The sequence below is a fragment of the Nocardia sp. NPDC003693 genome (assembly GCF_053981095.1).
Genome location: NZ_JBSFNO010000062.1, coordinates 12,807 through 36,947 on the forward strand (window position 1 = coordinate 12,807; position 24,141 = coordinate 36,947).

General features: G+C 71.5%; 17 protein-coding genes. 8 read left to right on the forward strand and 9 right to left on the reverse strand.

Annotated elements, in window-relative coordinates; all coding sequences use genetic code 11:
- Positions 1–127: 127 nt before the first annotated feature.
- The gene (locus ACWDOP_RS37320; protein ID WP_456348831.1) at positions 128–1,258 is read left to right on the forward strand and encodes a M24 family metallopeptidase; all 1,131 of its coding nucleotides are present in this window, start codon (positions 128–130) and stop codon (positions 1,256–1,258) included.
- A gap of 101 nt (positions 1,259–1,359) precedes the next feature.
- Here ACWDOP_RS37320 and ACWDOP_RS37325 read toward each other — a convergent pair whose 3' ends face one another.
- Positions 1,360–1,800, reverse strand: coding sequence for a hypothetical protein (locus ACWDOP_RS37325; RefSeq protein ID WP_456348832.1), 441 nt, complete (start codon positions 1,798–1,800; stop codon positions 1,360–1,362).
- Positions 1,801–2,038: 238 nt separating this feature from the next.
- Entirely contained in the window at positions 2,039–2,464 is a 426-nt protein-coding gene (locus ACWDOP_RS37330; RefSeq protein ID WP_454202186.1) for a PPOX class F420-dependent oxidoreductase, read from the reverse strand.
- A gap of 44 nt (positions 2,465–2,508) precedes the next feature.
- On the opposite strand from ACWDOP_RS37330, the gene ACWDOP_RS37335 reads away from it, so the two are divergent.
- Complete coding sequence (locus ACWDOP_RS37335) at positions 2,509–3,270, forward strand: SDR family NAD(P)-dependent oxidoreductase (RefSeq protein WP_456348833.1); 762 nt, start codon at positions 2,509–2,511, stop codon at positions 3,268–3,270.
- Positions 3,267–4,511: a precorrin-6y C5,15-methyltransferase (decarboxylating) subunit CbiE gene (cbiE, locus tag ACWDOP_RS37340; protein WP_456348834.1), complete on the forward strand. Its 1,245-nt coding sequence runs from the start codon at positions 3,267–3,269 to the stop codon at positions 4,509–4,511. The genes ACWDOP_RS37335 and cbiE overlap by 4 nt, the downstream gene beginning before the upstream one ends.
- 27 nt (positions 4,512–4,538) lie before the next feature.
- On the opposite strand, the gene ACWDOP_RS37345 is transcribed toward cbiE, so the two are convergent.
- The 7 genes from ACWDOP_RS37345 to ACWDOP_RS37375 form a co-directional block, all read right to left on the reverse strand.
- Positions 4,539–6,146 carry an alkaline phosphatase D family protein gene (locus tag ACWDOP_RS37345; protein ID WP_456348835.1) on the reverse strand — a complete coding sequence of 536 codons (1,608 nt, stop codon included), beginning with the start codon at positions 6,144–6,146 and terminating at the stop codon, positions 4,539–4,541.
- Between the two features lie 159 nt (positions 6,147–6,305).
- Positions 6,306–7,043, reverse strand: coding sequence for an anti-sigma factor (locus ACWDOP_RS37350; RefSeq protein WP_456348836.1), 738 nt, complete (start codon positions 7,041–7,043; stop codon positions 6,306–6,308).
- On the reverse strand, positions 7,036–7,695 hold the full coding sequence (sigK, locus tag ACWDOP_RS37355; protein ID WP_454202180.1) for an ECF RNA polymerase sigma factor SigK: 660 nt from the start codon (positions 7,693–7,695) through the stop codon (positions 7,036–7,038). Before sigK ends, ACWDOP_RS37350 begins: the two co-directional genes overlap by 8 nt.
- Before the next feature lie 160 nt (positions 7,696–7,855).
- Positions 7,856–8,644: a DUF1295 domain-containing protein gene (locus ACWDOP_RS37360; RefSeq protein WP_456348837.1), complete on the reverse strand. Its 789-nt coding sequence runs from the start codon at positions 8,642–8,644 to the stop codon at positions 7,856–7,858.
- Positions 8,641–9,909, reverse strand: coding sequence for a class I SAM-dependent methyltransferase (locus ACWDOP_RS37365; RefSeq protein ID WP_456348838.1), 1,269 nt, complete (start codon positions 9,907–9,909; stop codon positions 8,641–8,643). Before ACWDOP_RS37365 ends, ACWDOP_RS37360 begins: the two co-directional genes overlap by 4 nt.
- Positions 9,906–10,772: a DUF1365 domain-containing protein gene (locus ACWDOP_RS37370; protein WP_456348839.1), complete on the reverse strand. Its 867-nt coding sequence runs from the start codon at positions 10,770–10,772 to the stop codon at positions 9,906–9,908. The genes ACWDOP_RS37365 and ACWDOP_RS37370 overlap by 4 nt, the downstream gene beginning before the upstream one ends.
- Positions 10,769–12,067, reverse strand: a complete 1,299-nt coding sequence (locus ACWDOP_RS37375; protein ID WP_456348840.1) for an NAD(P)/FAD-dependent oxidoreductase — start codon at positions 12,065–12,067, stop codon at positions 10,769–10,771. The genes ACWDOP_RS37370 and ACWDOP_RS37375 overlap by 4 nt, the downstream gene beginning before the upstream one ends.
- Before the next feature lie 282 nt (positions 12,068–12,349).
- Here ACWDOP_RS37375 and ACWDOP_RS37380 point away from each other — a divergent pair, with 282 nt between their 5' ends.
- From ACWDOP_RS37380 to ACWDOP_RS37400, 5 genes are all read left to right on the forward strand, one after another.
- The gene (locus tag ACWDOP_RS37380; protein ID WP_454202175.1) at positions 12,350–12,991 is read left to right on the forward strand and encodes a fasciclin domain-containing protein; all 642 of its coding nucleotides are present in this window, start codon (positions 12,350–12,352) and stop codon (positions 12,989–12,991) included.
- Positions 12,992–13,110: 119 nt separating this feature from the next.
- Positions 13,111–13,773, forward strand: coding sequence for a sigma-70 family RNA polymerase sigma factor (locus ACWDOP_RS37385; protein ID WP_456348841.1), 663 nt, complete (start codon positions 13,111–13,113; stop codon positions 13,771–13,773).
- On the forward strand, positions 13,770–14,543 hold the full coding sequence (locus ACWDOP_RS37390; RefSeq protein ID WP_456348842.1) for an anti-sigma factor: 774 nt from the start codon (positions 13,770–13,772) through the stop codon (positions 14,541–14,543). The genes ACWDOP_RS37385 and ACWDOP_RS37390 overlap by 4 nt, the downstream gene beginning before the upstream one ends.
- Before the next feature lie 35 nt (positions 14,544–14,578).
- A complete protein-coding gene (locus ACWDOP_RS37395) occupies positions 14,579–16,147 on the forward strand; it encodes a molybdopterin-dependent oxidoreductase (RefSeq protein WP_456348843.1) in 1,569 nt (522 codons plus the stop codon).
- Positions 16,148–16,427: 280 nt separating this feature from the next.
- The coding region (locus ACWDOP_RS37400; RefSeq protein ID WP_456348844.1) for an amino acid adenylation domain-containing protein at positions 16,428–24,141 on the forward strand (7,714 nt) is incomplete at its 3' end.

Genomic DNA, 24,141 nt, shown 5'->3' on the forward strand with positions numbered 1-24,141 from the left:
TTCGGGCGATCTCGGCGCGCAGCGGGCCCGGATGCGGAGGAAACCGCATGCGGGAGCGCGTCCGGGCCGGGCGCGCGGGTGGTGACCGATGCGAGCGCGAACGGCGCAGCGGGTAACGTCGGGGGGCATGAGCTCTCACGGCGAGTCACGATTCTCAGCGGACGTCTACGGAGCGCGACTGGAGCGAGCGGCGGAACTGACCCGCGCCGCACACCTGGACGCGCTGCTCATCACCCCCGGCCCGGATCTGCAGTATCTGATCGGGTCGCGCGCGCAGTCGTTCGAACGGCTGACCTGCCTGGTGGTGCCCGCCTCGGGCGAGACGCCCTCGGTCATCATTCCGAAGCTCGAGCTGGCCTCGCTGGGCGCTTCCGCGGCCGGGGAGCTCGGTTTGCAGGTGGTGGATTGGGTCGACGGCGTCGATCCGTACGCCCTGGTGAAGTCGGTGCTGAACGCGGGCGCGCGCACCGCGGTGGACGACGCCATGCCCGCCCTGCACCTGCTGCCCATCGCCGACCGCCTGGGCAAGGTCCCGGTGTCGGCGACCGCGGTACTGCGCGAACTGCGAATGATCAAGGACCCCAGCGAGATCGAGGCCTTGCGCCGGGCGGGCGCGGCCATCGACCGCGTGCACGCCCGCATGGGTGAGTTCCTGCGCGCCGGGCGCACCGAGGCCGAGGTGGGCGCGGACATCGCCGCCGCGATCGTCGCGGAGGGCCACACCCGGGCCGCGTTCGTCATCGTCGGCAGCGGCCCGCACGGCGCGGACCCGCACCACGAGGTTTCCGACCGGGTGATCGAGGACGGCGACGTGGTCGTCATCGACATCGGCGGCCCGGTGGAGCCCGGCTACTTCTCCGACTCGACCCGCACCTACATCCTGGGCGAGCCCTCGGAGGAGATCGCCGCCCAGGTCGCCGAGCTCGAGCGCGCCCAGGCCGCCGCGGTCGCCGCGGTCCGTCCCGGGGTGACCGCCCAGTCGGTCGACGCCGCCGCCCGGGACCTGCTCGCCGCCTCGGACCTGGCCGAGTTCTTCGTCCACCGCACCGGCCACGGCATCGGCCTCTCGGTCCACGAGGAGCCCTACATCGTGGCGGGCAACGACCTGGTCCTGACCGAGGGCATGGCCTTCAGCATCGAGCCCGGCGTCTACTTCCCCGGCGAGTGGGGCGCCCGGATCGAGGACATCGTCGTGGTGACCGCCGACGGCTGCGAGTCGTTCAACAAGCGCCCCCACGGCCTGACCCGGTTGCCGTAGTTCCGGCGTAACGACAAGGCGGCCCCGGCGTCATGCGCCGGGGCCGCGTTGGTCTTGCGTGCTGCCCGGTGGCCGCGGGGTGGGATCTTGCCGCGGCGGCGTTAGAACAGGGACGGGTCGGTGTCCAGTTCCGGGAACGGGATGTCCTCGAAAGCGGGTGTCGCACGGGGGGATTCGTCGGGTTCGGGGTCTTCGGCGGGCAGCTCCACGGGGACCGGGTCGGGGAAATCGGGGCCCAGGGTCAGCTGGCCGGACTGCCAGTCGCGGGCGAACAGGGACAGCTGGGGGGACATCGCTTCGATGTCGGTGTTCAGGCTGCGCAGGCAGCGGACGCAGGTCACGCCCGCGCGGGTGGGTTGCAGGGCGCTGGGGGACCAGCCGGCGACGCCGGTGCGGCACAGCAGCTCGGGGACTTCCTCCGCGCCTATCCACTTGCCGAGTTCGACCGCGTGCACGGTGCGGCCGTTGCGGACGATGGCGTGCACGCCGGGGTCGCCGAACTTCGCCCGAGCGAACGCGGCCAAGGGGGCGATGTCGGTCATGCCTTGGACGATACAAAGTTCGGCCGACAAACGTCGGGAACCCCCGCCGAATCGGTCGCTCGTGCCGCGATTTTCGGGCGGATCGTCACGGTCGGCGGCCCACGCGGCTCCGGTGGCGGACGGGTTCTCCGGACCGTCGTCGAAGAACCCGCGACCGTCGGTGTCAGCGCGGGGCGCGTCGAGCAGGGGCGAGTTCGGGGCTGCGGTCGGTGTACGCGGGGAGAGATCCCGGCGATCGTCAGTGGGCCGGGGTCGCGCCCGGCTTGAAGACGCTGCTCGACAGCACCCGGCTCACCTGGATCGCGATCACCACGCGGGTCGGGTTCTCGCGGGGGACGCGGTAGCGGGCGGCGTAGCGCTCGACGGCCTCGGCGACCGCTTCGGGCTCGCTCAGGACGGTCGCGGGACCTTCGAGGGTGAGCCAGCGGGGGCCGTCGACCTGGCTGACGGCGGCGTAGCCGGAGCGGCGCACGTTGCGGACCTTGACCGAGCCGTCATTGGTGATGACGCGGGCGATGCCGGCCTCCGGATCCCAGGTGAAGCCCACCGCGACGACGTGGGGGGTGCCGTCGGCGCGCAGCGTGGTGAGGGTCGCGAGGTGGCGGTCGGTCACGAATTCGGCGGCGGCGGGCGAGAGTTCGGGGCGGGTCTCGGTGCTCGGCATGATCTCGACGCTAGCAATGTGCTCCGGATGGCAGACTGTCAGCCATGGCATTCGGATCGCGGGACGTCGATGCAGGCGTCGTGCTGTTGCTGGGCGGTCGCAGCGAAATCGGTTTGGAGGTGGCGCGCAGGCTCGCGCCCGGGCGCACGGTGATTCTCGCCGCCCGGCGCAGCGACGACCTGGATTGGCAGCGGCGCGAACTCGGCCTGTCCGAGGCGGCCGCGGTGCACTGCGTGGAATTCGACGCCGACGACCTCGAGAGCCATCAGGCGCTGCTGGAGAAAGTGGTGGCCGAGCACGGCCCCATCGGGGTCAGCATCCTGGCGTTCGGTGTGCTGGGCGATCAGGCGCGCGCGCAGGAGGACGCCGCGCACGCGGTCGCGGTGGTGCAGATCGACTACGTGGCGCAGGTCAACATCCTGACCAGTCTCACCACGCTGCTGCGCGAGCAGGGCAACGGGCAGATCGTGGTCTTCAGCTCGATAGCCGGTGTGCGGGTGCGCCGCGCCAACTACGTGTACGGCTCGGCCAAGGCCGGTCTGGACGGATTCGCCAGTGGGTTGCAGGATGCCCTGCACGGCAGCGGGATTCACCTGCTGCTGGTGCGGTCGGGCTTCGTCATCGGGCGGATGACAGCGGGGATGGAACCGGCCCCGCTGTCCAGCACCCCCGATCAGGTGGCCGACGCGGTGGTCGCGGGCCTGTACCGGCGGGCGCGCCTGGTCGTGGTGCCGCGCCGGCTGCGCCTGCTGTTCGTCGCGATCCGCCTGACCCCGCGCTTCGTGTGGCGGCGGGCCCCGCGATGACGCGGCCCCGCGCGCACCCGATCGCGGTGGTCGGGCTCGGGGCGGACGGCTGGGACGGGCTCGGCGGACCCGCGCGCCGGGAGATCGGCGGTGCCGCGGTGCTGCTGGGTTCGGAGCGGCAGTTGGCCCTGATCCCGGCGGCCGAGAGCGCCGCCGACCGGGTGGCCTGGCCGTCGCCGCTGGTCCCGGCGCTGCCCGGGCTGCTCGAGCGGTTCGCGGACCGTCGCCTGTGCGTGCTGGCCAGTGGCGACCCGATGTTCTTCGGCATCGGCGCGACCCTGGCCCGGCTGGTGGGCGCGGACGCGCTGCGGGTCCTGCCGCAACCGTCCTCGGCCTCGCTCGCCTGCGCGCGGCTCGGCTGGAGCCTGGCCGAGACGCCCGTGGTGAGCGCGGTGGGACGGCGGCTGGAGACGGTGCTGCCGGAGTTGGCGTCCGGGCGCGCGCTGCTCGTGCTCAGTTCCGACGAGCACACGCCCGGTCGGCTCGCGGAACTGCTGGCGCGCAACGGTTTCGGTCGGTCGCGGCTCACGGTGCTGGAACAGCTCGGCGGTCCGGACGAGGCCGTCGCGGCGGGTGTGGCCGCGACCTGGGACCGGGCGGCCGGTGATCCGCTCAATATCGTTGCCGTGGAGTGTTTTTCCGATCCCGCGGCCCCGCGACTGACCCGGGTGCCCGGGTTACCCGACGCGGTGTACGGCGGCGACGGCCAGCTCACCAAGTACGAGATCCGCGCGCTGACCCTGAGCGCGCTGGCGCCCGCGCCCGGTGAACTGCTGTGGGACGTGGGCGGCGGTTCGGGCACGATCGCCATCGAATGGGCGCGCACGCATCCGTCCTGCCGGGCGATCACCTTCGAGCGCGCCGAGAGCCGTCGTAAGCAGATCGCCGAGAACGCCGCGGCCCTGGGCGTTCCCGGTATCGAGGTGCGCGGGGCGGCGCCGGAGTCCTTCGACGGCGCGCCGGAGCCGGGGGCGATCTTCATCGGCGGCGGTCTCACCGTGCCCGGCTTGTTCGAGTGCTGCTGGGAGCGGCTGCCGGTGGGCGGGCGGTTGGTGGCCAACGCGGTGACGGCCGAATCCGAGGCGCAACTGACCCTGCTGGCCGCGCGGTACGGCGGCGCGCTGCGCCGATTCCAGGTCTACCGCGCCGAGCCGCTGGGCGGGTTCACCTCGTGGCGTCCGCAACTGCCGGTGACGCAGTGGTCGGTGGTCAAAACCGCGGTGCCGGAGGCGGATTCGTAAGCCGGACCGCCGCTCTCGGTCGCAGGATCATCGATCGGCCGGTGCGGGGAAGTCCATTTCCGCCACCGTGTGCAGGCCGGTGTCCGGGTGTGCGGTCTCCAGTTGGAATCGGCACCGGCGGCCGCTGATGTGCAGTGAGCCGATGGAATTGCCGAAGTGCGGCCCGCTGATCTTCTCCCAGCGCAGGGGATCGGGGCCGATGCCGCGGTGCGTGGCCAGCCGGCGCAGCGCCGCGGCGAGCGGGCGCGCCCAGGACAGCGCGAACATCGGCCGGAAGATCTTCGGCGGGTCGTTGTGCACCGGCGAGCACACCAGTTGCAGCACATGGGATTCGGTGGGCGGATCGTACTCGGCGCGCGCGGCGTAGCTGTGGTGCACGTCGCCGGAGAGCACGCAGATGGTGCTGGGCGGGTCCGGCACCCGGCCGAGCCGGTGGATGAGCGTGGACAGCTGCAGGAACGAGGATCGGAACGCGGGCCAGTGCTCCAGATCGGCGGCCTGCCGGAACTTCTCGCCCAGTCGCCCCCGCAGGCCGGGCTGACCCGCGGCGCGTTCGTTGAGCGCCTGCAGATGGCTGAGCGCGTGCGGCATGAGCCACGGCAGCGAGGATCCGATGAGCAGATGGTCGTAGTCGCCCGCCGCGTTGGCCTCGATCCACTCGAATTCCTCCTCCCCGACCATGAGCCGGCGCCCGTCCAGGATGCGACCGCTGCGCGTGTCGATGACCAGCAGGCGAATTCGCCCGAAGTCGCGGCGGTAGCTCCAGCGGGTTGGTTTGCGCCCGTCGGCTTCCTGATCGGCCCGAGCGCCGAAGTCCTCCAGCAGACCCTGCACGTCCCCGCCGGATTTGGTCACCTCGAGGTACAGCTCGTTGCCCGCCAGCTCCGCCGGGCTCAGGTTGCCCAGGTGCTGATACACCCAGTACGAGGCCAGCCCGGCCCGGATTCGCTCACTCCACCAGGGTTTCTCGGCCATCTGCTCGCGCCAGGCCCGCGAGGTGTTCCAGTCGTCGCGCACGTCGTGATCGTCGAAGATCATCGAGGTCGCGACGGTCGACATGAGCCAGCGGATCTCCGGGTCGCTCCACGACTCGTGGTACAGCGCACCGTATTCCCGGAAAGAGACCACCTCCTCGGCCGGTTCGCTGCCCGCGCGCCGCGCGGTCAGCCACTCCTGCAGCTGCGCTGTCGGCTGGTCGGCGTACACCTGGTCCCCGAGCAGGATCAGCGCATCCGCCCACTCGTGCTCGGGTCGCCCCATCATCCGTAAGGCGTACGCGTCCAAGGCATCCGGCCCGACGCGGTCCGCCTCCAGCACCCCCGGCGTGGCCTTGGCCGCCCGGCACGACCCGAACAGCAGGGTCTCGATCGCCCGCGTCCGGATCCGGCTCGGCGGGAACCGCGACCCCGCCTCCGGCCAGACCCGCTCCCCGTCGAGCGCCACCTCGTACTCGACCGACTCGTCCGGGGTCAGCCCGTCCACGACCACCAGCGCGAAATGCTGCTCGCCGACCTGGAACGTCGCCCCCCGTCGCCCCAGAATCTCGACCTCGCACGCCGCGTCGGTCTCCACCCACACGGTCGCCGACGTCGAATCGACGTGCCGCAGCACCGGTCCCAGCACAAGCACAGCCATACGAATCGAGGGTAGTTCGTCCCTTTCGGCCCGGCCGGAGAACGCCGCAGCCCCCCTTGACAGTTCGGGCTCGGGCGATGAAAGCGGTTGCTGGTACACCGTATTCGCGGCAGAACCGGCGATCGGGTGCGGGCGAACCAACCTTCGCCCGCACCGGCCCTACTCCATGTTCATCGCGACGATGGGATCGGTCGTGGGCTGGGGGGAGCCGCCGGTGGGCTCGATCGAGACGGCGATCTGCTTGGGGGTGATCTCGGGCATCAGCAGGACCATCGGGGCGGTGTCGGTGGGGAGGGTGGTCATGACCGCCGCGGACTGGGCCTGGCCGGCCGGGGAGATGGTCCACAGCTGGTAGGTGTGGCCGGCGGGGGGTGCGGGCACCGTCGCGAACGAGATCGTGGCGGCATCGAGATCGCGGGAGGCGGCGACGGTGAGGGTGCCGCCTCCGGCGACCTCGGTGGTGGCGGTGCGGGTATCGGAGTGGGTGCGGATCTGTTGCGCGGTGACCGGGCCGGGGTCGCCGGACCCCGAGCGCACGACCGCGACGGTCACGCCGATGGCGATCACCGCGACGAGGGCGGCCGCGGCGGCCAGCAGGCGCGGGGAGAAGGCTCGGCGGGGGCGCAGGGGTACGACGGGGGCGGCCGCGTCGCGCCCGGCGTCGAGGACGCGATTCAGCGCGTCTTCCACCGACGGCGGCGCGGGCTGCGCGTCCAGGATCGTCATGGCGGCCATGGCCTCGCGAATATCGCGGACCGTGTTTCGGAAGCTCGCGGCGACGGCGCTGTCGGCGCCGGTCAGGGCGTGTTCGATGGCGTCGCGTTCGGCATCGGTGAGCGCGTCGAGCGCGTAGGGGTACGCGTAGTCCAGGAGATCGGCTCGATCGTCGTCAGGCATCGCCCACCACTCCCGTCAAACAGTTCTGGAGTCGTTTGAGGCCATCACGAATGCGGGTCTTGACCGTGGACAACGGGATCTCGAGATGTTCGGCAACCTCGGTGTATGTGCGCCCGCCATAGTAGGCCAGGGCGATGGTCTCGCGCTGGAGCGCGGTCAGCGTGCCCAGGCACTGCACCACCGCGCGCTCCTCGGTGCGCTGGCCGACCGCCTCGGCGACGATGTCGTGATCGCGGCCGAGCTCGCGCTGCCCGTACGCGAGATCGCGTGTGGTGGAATTGCTTTCGGTTCGGACGCGGTCCACCGCGCGGCGATGGGTGAGCATCATGAGCCAGCCGATCGGGCTGGCCAGGCGCACGTCGTACTGACCGGCGGCGTTCCAGACATGGAGGTACACCTCCTGGGTGATCTCCTCCGCGGCCTGGGCGCGGCGCAGCACGCGCAGCGCGAGCCCGAAGACGCGGTCGTGGGTGGAGCGGTAGAAGTCGGTGAAGGCGTCGCGGTCGCCGCCGGCTATCTCACCGAGCAGGCGCGCCAGGCGCGCGGCGACCTCCTGGTCCGGGGTGGGCCGATCGATGGGACAGGCCGGGGCCGGGTCGGCGTCGCCCGAGGGTTCGGTGTCGACCGAGTGGCCACGCGGTTGGTCCGCCATATCTGGCTGTCTCCGGGGGATCGGCTGTGCGCGGGTAGAGGTGGGCCGGTTGGTTGCCGTGGAACTGCCGGACGTCTCTTCGGAGGTTAGTTGGGGATGTCGGCTCATGTCGAGAATCGGCTTTCTGCGCGCACGCCCGGCGGTGGCCGGGCGCTGGAAATCAGCGGGGCGGCCGCGGCCAGAAATAGGCCGTACGCTGCTGGTACTCGCGGTACCCCGGTCGTTCTGCCATATGTCGCTCCAGCAATCTCGCCCCCGTTCCGTAGATCAGCACGTAGGTCATCAGCAGCGGGGCGAAGATCGTCAGCACCCCGGGCCAGGCGCAGGCCGCGATGAGCCACAGTCCCCACCACACGCAGGCGTCGCCGAAGTAGTTCGGATGTCGCGTCCAGGCCCAGAGCCCGCGATCCATGACCGTCCCGCGATGGCACGGATCGGCCTTGAACTCCGCGAGCTGGCGGTCGCCGACGGCCTCGAAGGTGAATCCGATCAGCCACAGCAGCACGCCCGCGCCGACCGCGAGCCACGAGAGTCCGCTCGCCGGACCCGCGACGGCCGACACCTGCAGCGGCGCGGAGATGACCCACTGCGAGGCGCCCTGGATGATGAAGATCCGCCGCAGCACCTGCCAGGTGCCGTGCCCGCGGCGGTCCAGCAGTTCGGTGTAGCGCGGATCCTCCCCGCGCCCAGCGGATTTGCGGTGCATGTGCAGGCTCAGCCGCAGGCCCCACACGGTGACCAACACGAACAGCAGCAGCCTGCGCCAGAGCGGGCCGTCGCCCGCGAGCACCCCGATCAGGGCGACCAAGACGAAGCCCAGCCCCCAGCTGACATCGACGACGTTGTAGCGGCCGATGCGGCGGCCGATGAGATAGGTCGTGCCCTGCAGCGCGGCCAGCGCGAGCAGGCTGAGCAGGGCGATGAGCGGCAGCCCGTCCACGGCGTTCACGACCGGGCCTCGCGATCGAGCACGATCTGGCGCACGTCGAGGTATCCGGAGCGGAATCCGGCCTCGGAGTACGCGAGATAGAACTGCCAGATCCGCCGGAAGCGGGCGTCGAAGCCGAGCGAGCCGACCTCGGGCGCGCGGCTGTCGAACCGCTCCCGCCAGAGTCTGAGTGTCTCCGCGTAGTGCGCGCCGAATCCGAACTCCTCGCGCACCCGCAACGAGGTGTGGCGTGCGGCGGTGGCCGCGATGGCCTCGGGCGAGGGCAGGAACCCGCCGGGGAAGATGTACTTCTGGATCCAGGTGTGTGTGGAGCGGGTGGCCAGCATGCGATCGTGCGGCATGGTGATGGCCTGCAACGCGACGCGACCGCCCGGTGCGAGCAGTTTGTCGAGGCAGCCGAAGTAGGTCGGCCAGTGCGCGTGTCCGACCGCTTCGATCATCTCCACCGAGACGATGGCGTCGTAGCTGCCCTGTACGTCGCGGTAGTCGCACAGCTCGATGGTGACCGCGTCCGCGTACCCCGCGGCGGTGACCCGCAACCTGGCCAGCGACAGCTGGCGGGCGGAGAGGGTGACCGAGTGCACGGTGGCCCCGCGTTCGGCCGCGCGCACCGCCAATTCGCCCCAGCCCGTGCCGATTTCGAGTACCCGGCTGCCCGCGCGCACCCCGGCCGCGTCCAGCAGCCGGTCGATCTTCGCGCGCTGGGCATCGGCCAGGCACTCCCACGGCACCGGCCCGGCGGCGAGGTCCGCGGCGCCGAACAGGGCCGAGGAGTAGGTCATGGTCTCGTCCAGGAACAGCTGGAACAGCTCGTTGGACAGGTCGTAGTGATGTTCGATGTTCACGCGTGCGTTGGCCTCGGTGCCCACCGAGCGCGCGGGCGGGCGGGGCAGGACCGACCGGAAGCGTTGCAGCGGTGCGGGAATCAGCCGGGTCATCGCGCCCGCGAGCACGGTGAGGACCGCGGCCGGGTCCGGGGCGGTCCAGTCCCCGGCGGTGTAGGACTCGCCGAACCCGATCAGCCCCTGGCCGCCGAGGCGGGCGAAGAACGCCGCCGGGTCGCGAATGATCATGCGCGGCAACGGATCGGTGTCCGCGTGCGCGCCGAGCAGCACACCGTTGGGCAGCTCGACGCGCAGCGGCAGGCGGGTCACCGCGCGCCGGAACAGCGCGGCCGCGGCGTCGCCGCGCAGCCGGGCGAGGGTTCCGGTGGGTGCGGGCGGCAGCTCGAACGCGGTCGTGGTGTCGAGGCAGAAGTCGGTCACTGTGCAGTCCTCAGCGGAGATTCGGCCCGGGGCCGTGGAACGATGGGGAGGCCGCGCGCCCACAGCGCGATGCCGTGCCGCCGGATGCGCGCGGCGATCAGCCACGGCGCGAACGGGGTTCGCCATTGCGCGCGCAGGACCGCGCGTGTGGTCACCGGCACCCGATGGCCGGACATGGTCGCGGCGAAGGGCGGCTCGCCGTCCCGCAGCAGGGTGATACCCAGGTCGAGGTCCCGCCCGGGTTCGGGCAGGCGCAGCGTGTAGCTGCCCTCGACCGCGTTGAACGGCGAGACGTAGAACTCCTTGCCGACCGTGGCGCGCCCGCGCTCGTCGGTGCGCACGAGATAGGGGTGCCGCTCGCCGTAGGTGTTGTGCACCTCGGCGATGACGCACCGCAGGTCGCCCGCGGCGTCGTGACACCAGAACACGGTGAGCGGATCGAAGACGTACCCGAGCGAGCGCGCGTTCATGAGTGCGGTGACGCGCCCGCCACCGCAGTCGATTCCGTTGCGGGCCAGGAAGTCATCGACCCGGGCCCGCATCTCGCTCCGCGGTCCGGGTGCTGTCCCCGCGTCGTGCGCGCCGATCATGCTCAACGCGTCCGCGTGCAGCAGCTTCGAGACCAGCCGCATCCGCAATGTCCGTCGTGGCGGGTACTCCGGGTCCGGGCTCGCCGGCACCGGCGCGAGGTGGTCGGCGGCGCGGAACGAAGCCAAGGGCCGCAGGGGGCGGGCGATGGCCGGAGGGTTGTCGAGGTCGAAATACCAGCTGTAGCCGCGATACTCGAACGCGTGCCGGACCGGTGCGACGCGGGTGTGCCGTATCCGGGTGAAATACAGTGCGGGGGCGCCGGCCTCGGTCATCGCGCACCCACCCGGTCGGCGGGGTCGGGCTCGCGTGTCCAGCGCCCGCCGAGGCGTTCGGCCGCGCGCAGGCCCGAGAGCGCGCCGTCCTCGTGGAAGCCCCACCCGTGATAGGCCCCGGCGAAACAGACACGCGCGGTGTCGATCTCGGGCAGGCGCTGCTGCGCGGCGACCGACTCGGGGGTGTAGATCGGGTGCTCGTAGTGCATCCGCGCGATGATCCGATCCGGATCGACGAGGTGTTCCCCGCCCAGGGTGACCAGGAAGCGGCGGTCCGCGACGTGGTCCAGGTTCATGAGCCGGGTCAGGTCGTAGGTGACGACGCCGCCGGTCCCGCCGCCGGGCGGCATGCGGTAGTTCCAGCTCGCGCGAGCGCGTTCGAGGGTGGGCAGCACCGATTCGTCGGTGTGCAGCAGCGCGGAATTCGGCGTGTACGGCATCGCGCCGAGCACGGCGGCGGTGAGCGGGGAGGGATCGGAGAGCAGGGCCAGCGCCTGGTGCGGGTGGGTGGCGATGACGACGGCGTCGAAGCGGCGCACGCCGCCGGGATCGCGGACGAGGACTTCGTCGGTGCCCTCGTGCACCCCGAGTACCGGTGTGCCGGTGCGGATCTCGTCGAGTCCCGCGGCGATCTTCTCGACGTAGCGGGCCGAGCCGCCGACGACGGTGCGCCAGGTGGGGGAGCCGTACACGGTCAGCATGCCGTGGTGCTCGAGGAAGCGGAACAGGTAGCTCGCGGGGTAACGCAGCGCGGTCTCGGGGTCGCAGGACCAGGTCGCCGCGACCAGCGGGCTCACGAAGTAGTCGATGAAGAATCGGTCGAATCGGTTGTCGCGCAGGAACTCCGCGAGCGTCACCGCGGAGTCGTCCCGGCGCAGCAGCTCGCGCGCGGCCCGGTGGAAACGCGGCACCTGCGCGAGCAGCCACAGGTAGCGCGGGCGCGCGAGCATGCGCGCCGCGGGGAACAGCCCGGCCGGGCCCTTGGCGCCCGCGTATTCGAGTCCGATCGCGTCCGCCCGCACCGACAGCGACATGTCGGTCTCCTGGGTGGCCACCCCGAGTTCGTCGAACAGTCGCAGCAGCGTCGGATAGGTCCGGTCGTTGTGCACGATGAACCCGGAGTCGACCCGCACCCGGCGTCCCGGCGCGAACTCCACCTCGTGCGTGTGCGCGTGCCCGCCGAGCCTGGTGTCGCGTTCGTACAGGGTCACCCGATCGTGCCCGGCCAGCACGTGGGCGGCGGTGAGGCCGGCGACCCCGCTGCCGATCACGGCGATATCGCGTCTTGACTGCATACCCCGAGTTCGATGTGCCCCCCGAACCGGTTTGGCGCACGCGGAGGGGTTTTCAAAGTTTTTTCGGATCCGACCAAACCGCGGGGCGGGGCAGGGCGAAACCCTGTTCGTGGTCATCGACGCGTCGATGGGCACCGGGGTCGAATCGCCCCGCACGCAGTGGTCACCGGCCGAGCGCAACACCCGACCCCCATCTCGGCCGGTGATCACGCATCGCTCGAAAGCTCTTCCCTCCCTTGCCGAACAGGCTCCCGACGAGCCGACGTATCGAAGGAACGAATCATGAAGCTCACGCAGCGCACCATCGCCGTCGCCATCGCCGTGGCGGCCGTTTCCGCCGGTCTGACCGGCTGTTCCGATGACAAGTCCGATTCCACCGCCTCCTCGACCAGCTCCATGGCCATGACGACCTCGGCCGCCGCGCCCGCGGCGAACCTGGTCGGTCCCGGCTGCAAGGCGTACGCCGAGCAGGTGCCGACCGGAGCGGGTTCGGTCAGCGGTATGGCCATGGACCCGGTGGCCACCGCCGCGTCCAACAACCCGATGCTGACCACGCTGGTGGCCGCGGTGTCGGGCAAGCTGAACCCGCAGGTCAACCTCGTCGACACGCTCAACGGCGGACAGTTCACCGTGTTCGCGCCGGTCGACGCGGCCTTCGCGAAGATCCCGGCGGCCACGATCGACTCGCTCAAGACCGATTCCGCGACCCTGACCAAGATCCTGACCTACCACGTGGTGCCCGGTCAGATCGCGCCGGACAAGATCGCGGGCACGCACAAGACGGTCGAGGGCGCCAGCGTGACCGTCACCGGCAGCGGCGACAACCTCAAGGTCGGTGACGCGGCGGTCGTGTGCGGTGGGGTCAAGACCGCCAACGCCACCGTCTACATGATCGACAGCGTGCTCATGCCGCCGGCCGCCTAGCTCCGGATCGACACGCCATGGTCGCCCAGGTCCATCACCTCGAACCGACGCACGTGATCGCCGATGCCGCGAATCCTGTTCGCCCCGGCGAAAACCGGAGGAAGAACACAGGTGTCAGTGTGAGCGATGACGACAACGCGAAGGTCGTGCCGCTGTTCCGGCAGCTCGGGGACGACCCCGGGACCGGACCCTCCTGCGCGGCGGTGCGTCCCGGACGGGACGAGGACCTGGCCCGCCGCCTGACCGCGCTGATCGGCGCGGTGGGCGGCGGCGACCGCGACGCGTTCACCGAGCTGTACCGGCTCACCGGTCATCGCGTCTTCGGCCTGTCGGTGCGCATGACGCGCAATCGCGCCATCGCCGAGGAGATCGCCCAGGAGGTGTACCTCCAGGTGTGGACGCTGGCCGAGCGCTACGACCAGCGGGTGTCGAGCCCGATGGGCTGGCTCATGATGCTCACCCACCGGCGCGCGGTCGATCGCATCCGCGCCGAGAATTCCTCGGCCGGGCGCGAAGTCGCCCACGGGCATCTGTATCTGGGCCGCGACCACGACGTGGTGCTGGAGGCGGTCGAGCAGCGTGCCGAGGAGCGCGCTGTCCTGCGCTGTCTGGAGACCCTCACCCCGATCCAGCGCGAGACCATCGCGCTGGCCTACTACGGCGGCCGCACCTATGCCGAGGTCGCCGACCACCTGGGCACGCCGGTGCCCACGGTGAAGACACGAATTCGTGACGGGCTCAAGCGACTAGCGGCCTGCCTGACAGGAGGTGATTTGCGATGAGCATCATCGAGCGGCCGGACAGGGACGATCTGGCCGAGCTCGCCTTCCCCTACGCGCTCGACGCGGTGAGCGAGGCCGAGCGCGCGGACATCGACCGCAGGCGCGACCGTGCCGACCGGGTGACCGCCGCCGAATTCGACACCGGCGTCAGCGCGGTGCGCGAGACCATGGCCGAGTTGAGCGTGCTCGACGCCTGCCCGCCCCCGGCGGGGGCGGAGGACCGGCTGATGCGCGCCCTGGACCGGATGCTGCGCGCGGCCCGGGACCAGAGCGGATACCTCGCTCTGACGCAACGTCCCGCTCCGCGCAGGTGGGGCCTGGGCCCGTTCACCGGCATCGATACCGTGGCCGCCGTGCTGCTGCTCGTGGCGCTGGGCGCGGGACTGATCTTCGTGGTGCAGCGCGCGCACGATCGCCCCGCCATCGACGCGCTCTCCACCTCGCTGATCGACCGGCAACCCGACGTCACGACCCGCGTGGTGCGCGTCGCGGGCGGCGGAGAACTCGAAATACAGGTCTCGGCAGCGCTTTCCGCGGCATCCATTCGCTTCGTCGACGTGCCCCCGCCGCCCGCGGGGCAGGCGTACCAGATCTGGCTGGTGCAGTTGGGCGGCGAACCGCGCTCGGCCGCGGTGCTGCCCGAACCGGCCGGGGAGGCCGTGGTCACGACCTTCCGCCCCGCCGACACCCTCGCGGTGACCCTGGAACCCGCGGCGGGATCACCGCAGCCGACCACCGAACCGGTGGCCAGTATCAATCTCCTGACCTGAGCCGGCCGCGTCCGGACCGACCGAGAGCAGTCATCATGTCCGCGCCACCCCGCACAGCCGAAGAGCCACAGCAGGATTCACGGGGGCGGTCGCACGGCCGGATGCGCGGGGCGGTGGCGGGCCTGCTCGCGGCGGCCACCGTACTCGGGGTGGGGCACCTGGTGGCCGCGTTCATCGATCCGGCGTCCTCACCTTTCTACGTGCTGGGTGCGACCATGGTCGACCACACCCCGCACGAGCTGAAGGACGCGGCCATCCGCCGCTTCGGCAGCAACGACAAACTCGCGCTGTTCGTGTCGATGGCGGCGGTGATGGCGGTGGGCGCGGCATTGGCGGGCCTGGTGGAGCGCCGCCGCCCCTACGGCAGTATCGCGCTGCTCGCACTGGGCGCGGTGACGATGGTGGCGGCGCTGCAGCGACCCACCGCCACCGTGTGGTTCGCGCTGCCGACGGTGGCCGGGATCGCGGCCGGAATCCTGGCGCTGCGAATCCTGGTGGCGGGCACGCCTTCCCCGCTCGCCCCCGCGCCCGCGGCGCTGTCCAGACGCCGATTCCTGGTGTCGGCGGCCGCGATCGGCACGCTCGCGGTCGGGGCGGCCGCCGCCGGGCGGGTGCTGGGCGCGCGGTTGCGGGACGTGGTCGCGGATCGCGCGCGTTTCCTGCTGCCGCGCACGGGGGCGCCCGAGCCGCAGGTGCCGCCCGACGCCCGGCCCGCGGTGCCGGGGCTGACGAGCTTCATCACGCCCAACGACGAGTTCTACCGTGTCGATACCGCACTGCAGATTCCGGCGCTGACCAGCTCGGACTGGCGGCTGCGCATCCACGGAATGACCGATCGCACGGTCGAATTCGACTTCGATCGACTGCGGCAGTTCACCCCGGTGGAACGGGTACTCACCCTCACCTGCGTCTCCAACGAAGTCGGCGGCACGCTCGCGGGAACCGCGCGCTGGCTGGGTTATCCACTGGCGCAACTGATCGGCGCCGCGGGCGTGCGTCCCGACGCGGACATGGTGCTGTCGCGCAGCATCGACGGCTTCACCGCGAGTTCGCCGCTGGCCGCGCTGCTGGACGGGCGTGACGCGCTGCTCGCGGTCGGTATGAACGGTGCGCCACTGCCGTTGGCGCACGGCTATCCCGCACGCCTCATCGTCCCCGGTCTGTACGGGTACGTCTCGGCCACCAAATGGGTGGTCGATCTCGAGGTGACCCGTTTCGATCGGGCCACCGCGTACTGGACCGATCGCGGCTGGGCCGATCGCGCGCCGATCAAGACCGCCTCCCGGATCGACGTGCCTGCCGCGTTCGCCACCGTCGCGGCCGGCCCGGTCACGGTCGCGGGCGTCGCCTGGGCGCAGCGCCGGGGGATCGACGGGGTCGAGGTGCAGGTGGACGACGGGCCGTGGCAGGCCGCGACACTGGCGGCGGAGTACTCCATCGACACCTGGCGGCAGTGGACGTGGCAGTGGACGGCGACCCCGGGCACCCACACAATCCGGGTGCGTGCCATCGATCGCGACGGCGAAACACAGTCCGAACAACGCACTCCGCCCTTCCCCAGCGGATCGACCGGATGGCACAGCAGGGTGTTCACGGTGCGCTGAGCACTTGAAATAAAAGGATATTCACTACCGGCCGGACGCATGTACGACGCGTCCGGCCGATTCGTGCTGTGCGGACCGAGGATTCATCCTTCATGCCCGAATTGTGCGGATTATCAATTCTTTTCGAAAGGAACCAATCCGGGCGCTCGGTCTGAACGAACTCCATCATCGAGCGTTGCAGAAAAGTTGCTGCCAGAGGGTGCGGCGCTCGCCGTGTTCACAGCGGTTGTTCTTCTTCCCGGGATATGTCCAGATTCCTATCGGTGATTGGAGTGGTGAGATGACCGCCTTGGCCCTGGATCCGGCAGGTCGTGACGCATCGGAAATCATGTTTTCGTTCCCGCTGTCAGCAGCGCAGATCGGTATCTGGAACGCGCAGCACATCGCTCCGGACGTGCCGCTGACCGTGGCGCAGTACGTGGAGATTCGCGGCGACTTCGATACCGCGCGCCTCGAGACAGCGCTGCGTCGATGTGCTACGGATTTGCAGAGCCTCCGGCTTCGGATCGTGGAGGTCGAGGGAAATCCTCGCCAGCTGGTCGGACCGGACGAACCGGTCGAGGTCGCGCGTCACGACTTCCGCTCGTGCGACGACCCCCGCGCCGCGGCCATGGTCTGGATGCGCCAGGACGCCGCGGTCCCGATTCCACTGCTGGGTGATCGCCTGTTCAGCACCGCGGTGCTGCGGATCGGCGATCGCGAATACCTGTGGTTCGCCAAGATGCACCACATCGCCATCGACGGCTACGGCGCCATGCTGCTGGTGGCCCGGATCGCCGAGCACTACAACGCCCTCACCGACGGCACGGCCCCGAGCCCGTCGACCGCGCACGACGTCCACTCCATCTACGAGTCCGAGCGCGCCTACCGCGAATCGGCGGCCTTCACCGAGGACCAGCGCTTCTGGCGCGGCAAGCTCGGCCACCTCGACTCGATCTTCAGCCTGAGCGACCGCTACGGCGTCGCCGAAGCCGAGCGCTGGGTCGAGGGCGGGGTGCTCGCGCCCGCGTGCACGGACGCCCTGGACTCGGTGCGCGAACGCTTCGCCGCCTCGCGCCCGGCGCTGCTGACCGCCGGCGTCGCCGCCTACCTGGCCGCGGTCAGCGGACGCTCGCGGGTCTCGCTGAGCCTGCCCGTCACCGCCCGTACCACGCCCGAGCTACGCATGTCCGCGGGTTATGTCTCCAATGTGGTTCCGCTGTCGTTCGACATCGCGCCGGGCACCTCCGTCGCCGATCTCGTCGGCACGGTGGACCCGAGCATTCGCGACGCGCTGCGTCATCAGCGCTACCGGCACGAGGACATGCAGCGCGACCTCGGCGCCGGCGGCGAGCACCGCGGCTTCTTCGGCCCGGTCGTCAATATCATGCTGTTCCACAACGGCCTTCGCTTCGGCGACGCCGAGGCCACCATGCACCTGCTGTCCACCGGCCCGGTGGAGGACCTGTCGATCAACATCTACAACGGGTCCGGCGACAGCGGGCTGCACGTGGACTTCATGGGCAACCCCGCGCGCTACACCGCCGACGAACTGGCCGCGCACCACCGGCGCTTCCTGGCGTTCCTGACCGAGTTCCTCACCAGCGCACCCGAATCCGACCTCGGTGCGCTGCCGGTGCTCGGTGCGCGCGAACGCGAACTGGTACTGCGCGAATGGGCCGTGCCGCCCGCGCCCGCCCCCGCGCCCGCGGCCACCCTGACCGACCTGTTCGACGCCGCGGTCGCCGCGCACGGCGCGGCCACCGCGCTGTCGTGCGCCGGGGTCACCCTGACCTACCGCGAACTCGACGCGCGCGCGAACCGGCTCGCCCGCGCCCTGGTGCGCTACGGCGCCGGACCCGAAACGCTGGTGGCGGTGGCGCTGCCGCGCTCGGCCGAACTGGTGGTCGCGCTGCTGGCGGTCATCAAGTCCGGCGCGGGCTACCTGCCGATCGATCCGGACTACCCGGCCGATCGCATCGCGTACATGCTCGCCGACGCCCGCCCGGTCTGCGCGATCTCCGACGCGACGCTGCCGATCACCCTGCCCGCCGAATTGCCGGTGCTGCACGCGGAATTCGCCGAACCGGGCGCCGACGACGCCCCGCTGACCGACGCCGATCGCCGCGCCCCGCTCACCCCGGCCAACATCGCCTACGTCATCTACACCTCCGGCTCCACCGGACGTCCCAAGGGCGTGCAGATCCCGCACGCCAATGTCGCGACGCTGTTCCGGAACACCCACGGCGACTTCGGTTTCGACAACCGGGACGTGTGGACGCTGTTCCACTCCTACGCGTTCGACTTCTCGGTGTGGGAGCTGTGGGGCCCACTGCTGTACGGCGGCACGCTCGTCGTCGTCGACTACGAGACCTCGCGCTCGCCCGCGGACCTGCTGGCGCTGCTGCGCCGCGAACGCGTGACCGTACTGAACCAGACCCCGTCGGCCTTCGCGCAGCTGGTCGAGGCCGATCGCCTGGCGGCCCGGACCGCGGTCGACGAGCAGCCATTGGCGTTGCGCTACATCATATTCGGCGGCGAGGCGCTCGAGCCCCGGAGACTGACCGAATGGTTCCGCCGGCACCGTGACGACGCGCCCCGGCTGATCAACATGTACGGCATCACCGAGACCACCGTGCACGTCACCCACCGCGCGCTGGACCGCGCGGCGGCGGCGACCGGCGGCGGCGGAATCGGCCGTGCCATACCGGGACTCGGCACGTACGTGCTCGACCGCCGGTTGCGTCCCGCGCCGCTCGGGGTGGCGGGGGAGATCTACGTCTCGGGTGAACAGCTCGCCCGCGGCTACCTCGGACAGCGCCCGCTGACCGCGGCGCGGTTCGTGGCCAATCCGTTCGGCGCGCCCGGCACCCGGCTCTACCGCTCGGGCGATCTCGGACGCTGGACCCCGAACGGGGAGTTCGAATACCTGGGCCGCGCCGACGATCAGGTCAAGGTGCGCGGATTCCGCATCGAACTCGGGGAGATCGAGGCCGCCGTCCTGGCCCAGGAGGCGGTCGGACAGGCCGCGATCGTCGTGCGCACCGACGACGCGGGCGAATCGAGCATCGTCGCCTACGTGGTGCCCGCGACCCCGGGCCCGATCGACACCGCGGTGCTGCGCGCGGGCGTCGCCCTGCGCCTGCCCGACTACATGGTGCCCGCGGCGTGGGTCGCGCTGGAGGCGATCCCGCTGACCGCCAACGGCAAACTCGATCGGCGCGCGCTGCCCGAGCCGGTGGCGACCACCGTGGCCTACCGCCCGCCGGTCACCGCGAGCGAACAGGCGGTCGCCGCCGTGCTGGCCGAGGTGCTCGAGGTCGAGCGCGTCGGCCTCGACGACGGTTTCTTCGCCCTGGGCGGCAACTCGCTGAGCGCCACCCGGGTCGCCGCGCGCCTCGGCGCCGAACTCGGCGTCTCGGTGCCGGTCCGGCTGGTGCTCGAGGAGAGCACGGTGTCCGGGCTGGCCGCGCGCGTGGCCACCCTGCTGCCCGAATCCGGCGCGGTGGCGCTGACCGCCGGACCGCGCCCCGCGCGCGTCCCGCTGTCCCCGGCCCAGCAACGCCTGTGGTTCATCAACCGCTTCGACCCCGCGGCGTACACCTACAACATCCCGTTCGCGCTGCGTATGCGCGGTGAGCTGGACATCGAGGCGCTGCGCTCGGCCCTGTCCGATCTGGTGGCCAGGCACGAACCGCTGCGCACGGTGTTCCCCGACGGCCCGCACGGGCCGCACCAGGTGATCCGGCCCGCCGCGAGCATCGACCTGCCCGTGCTCGAGGTCTCCGCCGCCGACCTCGGCGAGCGCCTGCGCGCGATCGGCGCCCAGGGCTTCGACCTGGTGAGCGAGACCCCGCTGCGGGTGCGCCTGCTGCGCACCGGCCCGCGAGAGCACGTGCTGGCCATGGTGATTCACCACATCGCCGCCGACGGCTGGTCGCTGGCTCCGCTGCTGGGCGACCTCGGCGCGGCCTACGCCGCCCGCCGCGAGGGCCGGGCGCCCGACGCGCCGCCGCTGCCGGTGCAGTACGCCGACTACAGCCTCTGGCAGAGCGCCACGCTCGGCGACATCGAGGACCCGGCCAGCGTCGCGGCCACCGAATTGGCGTACTGGCGCGCGGAATTGGCCGACCTGCCGGACGAGTTGTCGCTGCCCTACGATCGCCCGCGCCCGGCCGTGCAGTCCTACCGGGGCGCGAAGCTGGAACTGGCGATTCCGGCGGCGGTGCACGCGAATCTGCTCGGTCTGGCCCGCGCGCACGACGCCACCCTGTTCATGGCGGTGCACGCGGCGTTCTCGGTGCTGCTGGCCCGCCTCTCCGGTGGCTCCGACGTCGCCGTCGGCACCCCGGTGGCCGGGCGCGGCGAAGCCGATCTCGACGCGCTCATCGGCATGTTCGTCAACACCGTGGTGTTCCGCTCCCGGCCCGAGCTCGGTGAGTCCTTCACCGATCTGCTGATCCGGCAGCGACCGCTGGATCTGGCGGCCTTCGCGCACACGCGCCTGCCCTTCGAGCGGCTGGTCGAGGCGCTGAACCCGGTGCGCTCCACCGCCCGTCACCCGCTGGTGCAGGTCGGGCTGTCCTTCCAGAACCTCGGCCGGATCGGGGTCGAGCTGCCCGGGCTCGAGGTCACCGGCAGCCCGATCGAAACCGGTGTCGCACAGTTCGATCTGCAGCTCGTGCTCACCGATCGGTACGACGAGTCCGGAGCGCCCGCCGGCATCGACGGCCATGTCGTCTACGCCACCGACCTTTTCGACGAGAGCACGGTCGCCGGGTTCGCCGGTCGATTCACCCGCCTGCTCGCCGACGCCGTCGCGCGCCCGCGGGCGGCCCTGGGCGATCTGGACCTGCTCGAGCCCGGCGAGCGCCGGCGAATCCTGCACGACTGGAACAGCACCGGGCACGCCCTGGACACCCGCCAGACCCTGGCCTCGCTGTTCGCCGCCCAGGCCGCCCGCACCCCGTCCGCGGTGGCGCTGGTCGCCGACACCCCGGCCGGGTCGCGGAGCCTGACCTACCGGGAATTCTCCGAGCGCGTCAATCGCCTTGCCCGGCATCTGATCTCGCTCGGCGTCGGACCCGAGACCCCGGTGGCGCTGGCCATGCGCCGCTCGGCCGAACTCATGATCGGCATGTACGCCGTGGCGGTCAGCGGCGGCGTCTACGTGCCGATCGATCCCGATCAGCCCGCCGAGCGCCTGGAACACATCCTGGCGACCGCCGCGCCCCGCTGCGTGCTCAGCACCGCCGCGGACGCCGCGGGCCTGCCGCCGGCCGGCGTGCCGGTGCTCGCGATCGACACCCTGGATCTGTCCGCGGTGCCGCCGTACCCGGTGCTGGACGGCGAGCGGCGCACGCCGCTGCGCCCGGACCACACCGCCTACATCATCTTCACCTCCGGCTCCACCGGCCGCCCCAAGGGCGTGGCGCTGCCGCATCGCGCGGTGGTGAACCAATTGCTGTGGAAGCAGGACGCTTTCGGTCTCGACGGCGACGACACCGTGCTGCTCAAGACCGCCGCGACGTTCGATCTGTCGGTGTGGGAGTTCTACTCCGGCATGCTGGTCGGCGGGCGCACCGTCATCGCCGCCGCGGACGGGCATCGCGATCCGGCCTACCTCGGCGCCCTGATCGCCGAGCGCCGCGTCTCGGTGCTGCACCTGGTGCCGTCCATGCTCACCGCGCTGATGTCGGGCCCGCGCGCGGAACTGCCCGCCACCGTGCGCCTGGTACTCGCCATCGGCGAGGCGCTGCCCGCCGCGGTCGCCCAGCGCTTCCGCGACGCCAACCCGCACATCCAGCTGTGGAATCTCTACGGCCCCACCGAGGCCGCGGTGTCGGTCACCGCGCACCGGGTCGGGGACGCCGACACCGGTGCGGTGCCCATCGGGAAGCCCGAATGGAACACCCGCGTGTACGTCCTGGACGCGCGCCTGCGGCCGGTGCCGCCGGGGGTAGTGGGTGAGCTGTACCTCGCGGGAATCCAGTTGGCGCACGGCTACATCGGCCGGGGCGTCCTGACCGCCGAACGGTTCCTCCCCGATCCCTACGCCCCGGCACCGGGCGAACGCATGTACCGCACCGGCGATCTCGCCGCGTGGAACGCCGACGGCGCACTGGAGTACCACGGGCGCACCGACTTTCAGGTCAAGATGCGCGGATTTCGCATCGAACTCGGCGATATCGAGGCCGCACTGCTGGCGCAGGACGGCGTCGAGTCCGCGGTCGTGGTCGCCCGCGCCGACGGCGCACGGGGCGATCAGCTGGTGGCGTATCTCGCACCCGCGTCCGGGCGCACCGTCGCCGCGGACACGGTGCGCGCCGCGCTCGTGGCCGCGGTCCCGGCGTACATGGTCCCGGCCGCGATCATGGTGCTGCCCGCGCTGCCGATGACCGCCACCGGAAAGGTCGATCGCCGCGCCCTGCCCGAGCCGGTGTTCGCGGTCGCGCGCTACCGCGCACCCGGCACCCCCGCCGAGCACACGGTCGCCGAGATCTTCGCCGAGGTACTCGGCGCGGACCGGATCGGCCTGGACGACGACTTCTTCGCCGCGGGCGGCAATTCGCTGCTCGCCACCAAGGTCGCCGCCCGGCTGGACGCGGCCCTGGGCGTGCGCGTGGAGGTACGCGCCCTGTTCGAGGCGCCGACCGTCGGCGCGCTGGCGGCCGCGCTCGCGGGCGCGGCGGGCGCCGGCGACCGGCCCGTGCTCGGCGCGGCGCCGCGCCCCGCGCGCGTGCCGCTGTCCCCGGCCCAGCAGCGGCTGTGGTTCCTGAACCGCTTCGACACCGACTCCGGCGCCTACAACGTCGCGGTCGGGCTGCGCATGCGCGGCCCGCTCGAGGCCGAGACGCTGCGGCTCGCGCTCGCGGACGTGGTCGCCCGGCACGAGGTGCTGCGCACGCTGTTCCCCGAGGACGCCGACGGTCCGCATCAGGTGGTGCTGCCGGTCGAGCGGGCCGCGATCCCGCTCGCGCAGCTGGTCGCGCACGTGGACGCCGCCGCGGGGACGAACTCCGCCGAGGACGACGCCCGCGACTTCGCCCGTGCCGGTTTCGATCTCACCGCGCAGCTGCCGATGCGCGCGGCCCTGGTCCGGGTCACGCCCGAGGACCACCTGCTCGTGGTGGTCGTGCACCACATCGCCGCGGACGGCTGGTCGCTGACGCCGCTGGCCGGGGATCTGGCCGCCGCCTACGCGGCCCGCCGCGACGGCGCCGCGCCGGACTGGACGCCGCTGCCGGTGCAGTACGCCGATTACAGTGTGTGGCAACGGGAATCGCTCGGCAGCGAGGACGACCCCGCCAGTCCGGCGGCCCGCCAGCTGAGCTACTGGCGCGAGCGGCTCGCCGGACTGCCCGAATGCCTGGAACTCCCGGTCGATCGCCCGCGCCCGCCGGTGGCCTCCCAGCACGGCGCGACCGTGCGCGCGCACCTGGACGCGGACCTGCACGCGGCGCTGCACACGCTCGCCCAGCGCAGCGGGGTCAGCGTGTTCATGGTGCTGCACGCGGCGCTGGCGACCCTGCTCGCACGCCTGGCCGCCACCTCCGACGTGGCGGTGGGCACCCCGATCGCCGGCCGGGTCGACGCGCGCCTCGATCGGCTCGTCGGCATGTTCGTCGGCACCCTGGTGCTGCGCACCGAGGTCGACGGGAACCGGAGTTTCGCGGCGCTGCTGGACACGGTGCGCGAGGGCGATCTCGATGCCTTCGCGCACGCCGAGTTGCCGTTCGAACGCCTGGTGGAGGTGCTCGAGCCGGTGCGCTCGCCGGCACACCACCCGCTGTTCCAGGTCATGCTGTCGGTGCACGGCGCGGTGCCCGAGACGGTGCCGCTGCCGGGCCTGGACACCGTCGCCACCGCGATCTCCGCCGGGGTGGCGCGCTGGGATCTGGAGTTCACCCTCGTCGAAAAACAATCGGCGCCCGGCGTTCCCGCGGGCCTGGATCTCGAACTGACCTACGCCACCGACCTGTTCGAGGACGCCTCCGCGCGGCGCCTGGTCGAGC

Excerpts from the sequence above, each read along its gene's own strand:
- ACWDOP_RS37320 (WP_456348831.1), top strand. The coding sequence starts at position 128 with ATGAGCTCTCACGGCGAGTCACGATTCTCAGCGGACGTCTACGGAGCG.
- ACWDOP_RS37325 (WP_456348832.1), bottom strand. The coding sequence starts at position 1,800 with ATGACCGACATCGCCCCCTTGGCCGCGTTCGCTCGGGCGAAGTTCGGC.
- ACWDOP_RS37330 (WP_454202186.1), bottom strand. The coding sequence starts at position 2,464 with ATGCCGAGCACCGAGACCCGCCCCGAACTCTCGCCCGCCGCCGCCGAA.
- ACWDOP_RS37335 (WP_456348833.1), top strand. The coding sequence starts at position 2,509 with ATGGCATTCGGATCGCGGGACGTCGATGCAGGCGTCGTGCTGTTGCTG.
- cbiE (WP_456348834.1), top strand. The coding sequence starts at position 3,267 with ATGACGCGGCCCCGCGCGCACCCGATCGCGGTGGTCGGGCTCGGGGCG.
- ACWDOP_RS37345 (WP_456348835.1), bottom strand. The coding sequence starts at position 6,146 with ATGGCTGTGCTTGTGCTGGGACCGGTGCTGCGGCACGTCGATTCGACG.
- ACWDOP_RS37350 (WP_456348836.1), bottom strand. The coding sequence starts at position 7,043 with ATGCCTGACGACGATCGAGCCGATCTCCTGGACTACGCGTACCCCTAC.
- sigK (WP_454202180.1), bottom strand. The coding sequence starts at position 7,695 with ATGGCGGACCAACCGCGTGGCCACTCGGTCGACACCGAACCCTCGGGC.
- ACWDOP_RS37370 (WP_456348839.1), bottom strand. The coding sequence starts at position 10,772 with ATGACCGAGGCCGGCGCCCCCGCACTGTATTTCACCCGGATACGGCAC.
- ACWDOP_RS37375 (WP_456348840.1), bottom strand. The coding sequence starts at position 12,067 with ATGCAGTCAAGACGCGATATCGCCGTGATCGGCAGCGGGGTCGCCGGC.
- ACWDOP_RS37380 (WP_454202175.1), top strand. The coding sequence starts at position 12,350 with ATGAAGCTCACGCAGCGCACCATCGCCGTCGCCATCGCCGTGGCGGCC.
- ACWDOP_RS37390 (WP_456348842.1), top strand. The coding sequence starts at position 13,770 with ATGAGCATCATCGAGCGGCCGGACAGGGACGATCTGGCCGAGCTCGCC.
- ACWDOP_RS37395 (WP_456348843.1), top strand. The coding sequence starts at position 14,579 with ATGTCCGCGCCACCCCGCACAGCCGAAGAGCCACAGCAGGATTCACGG.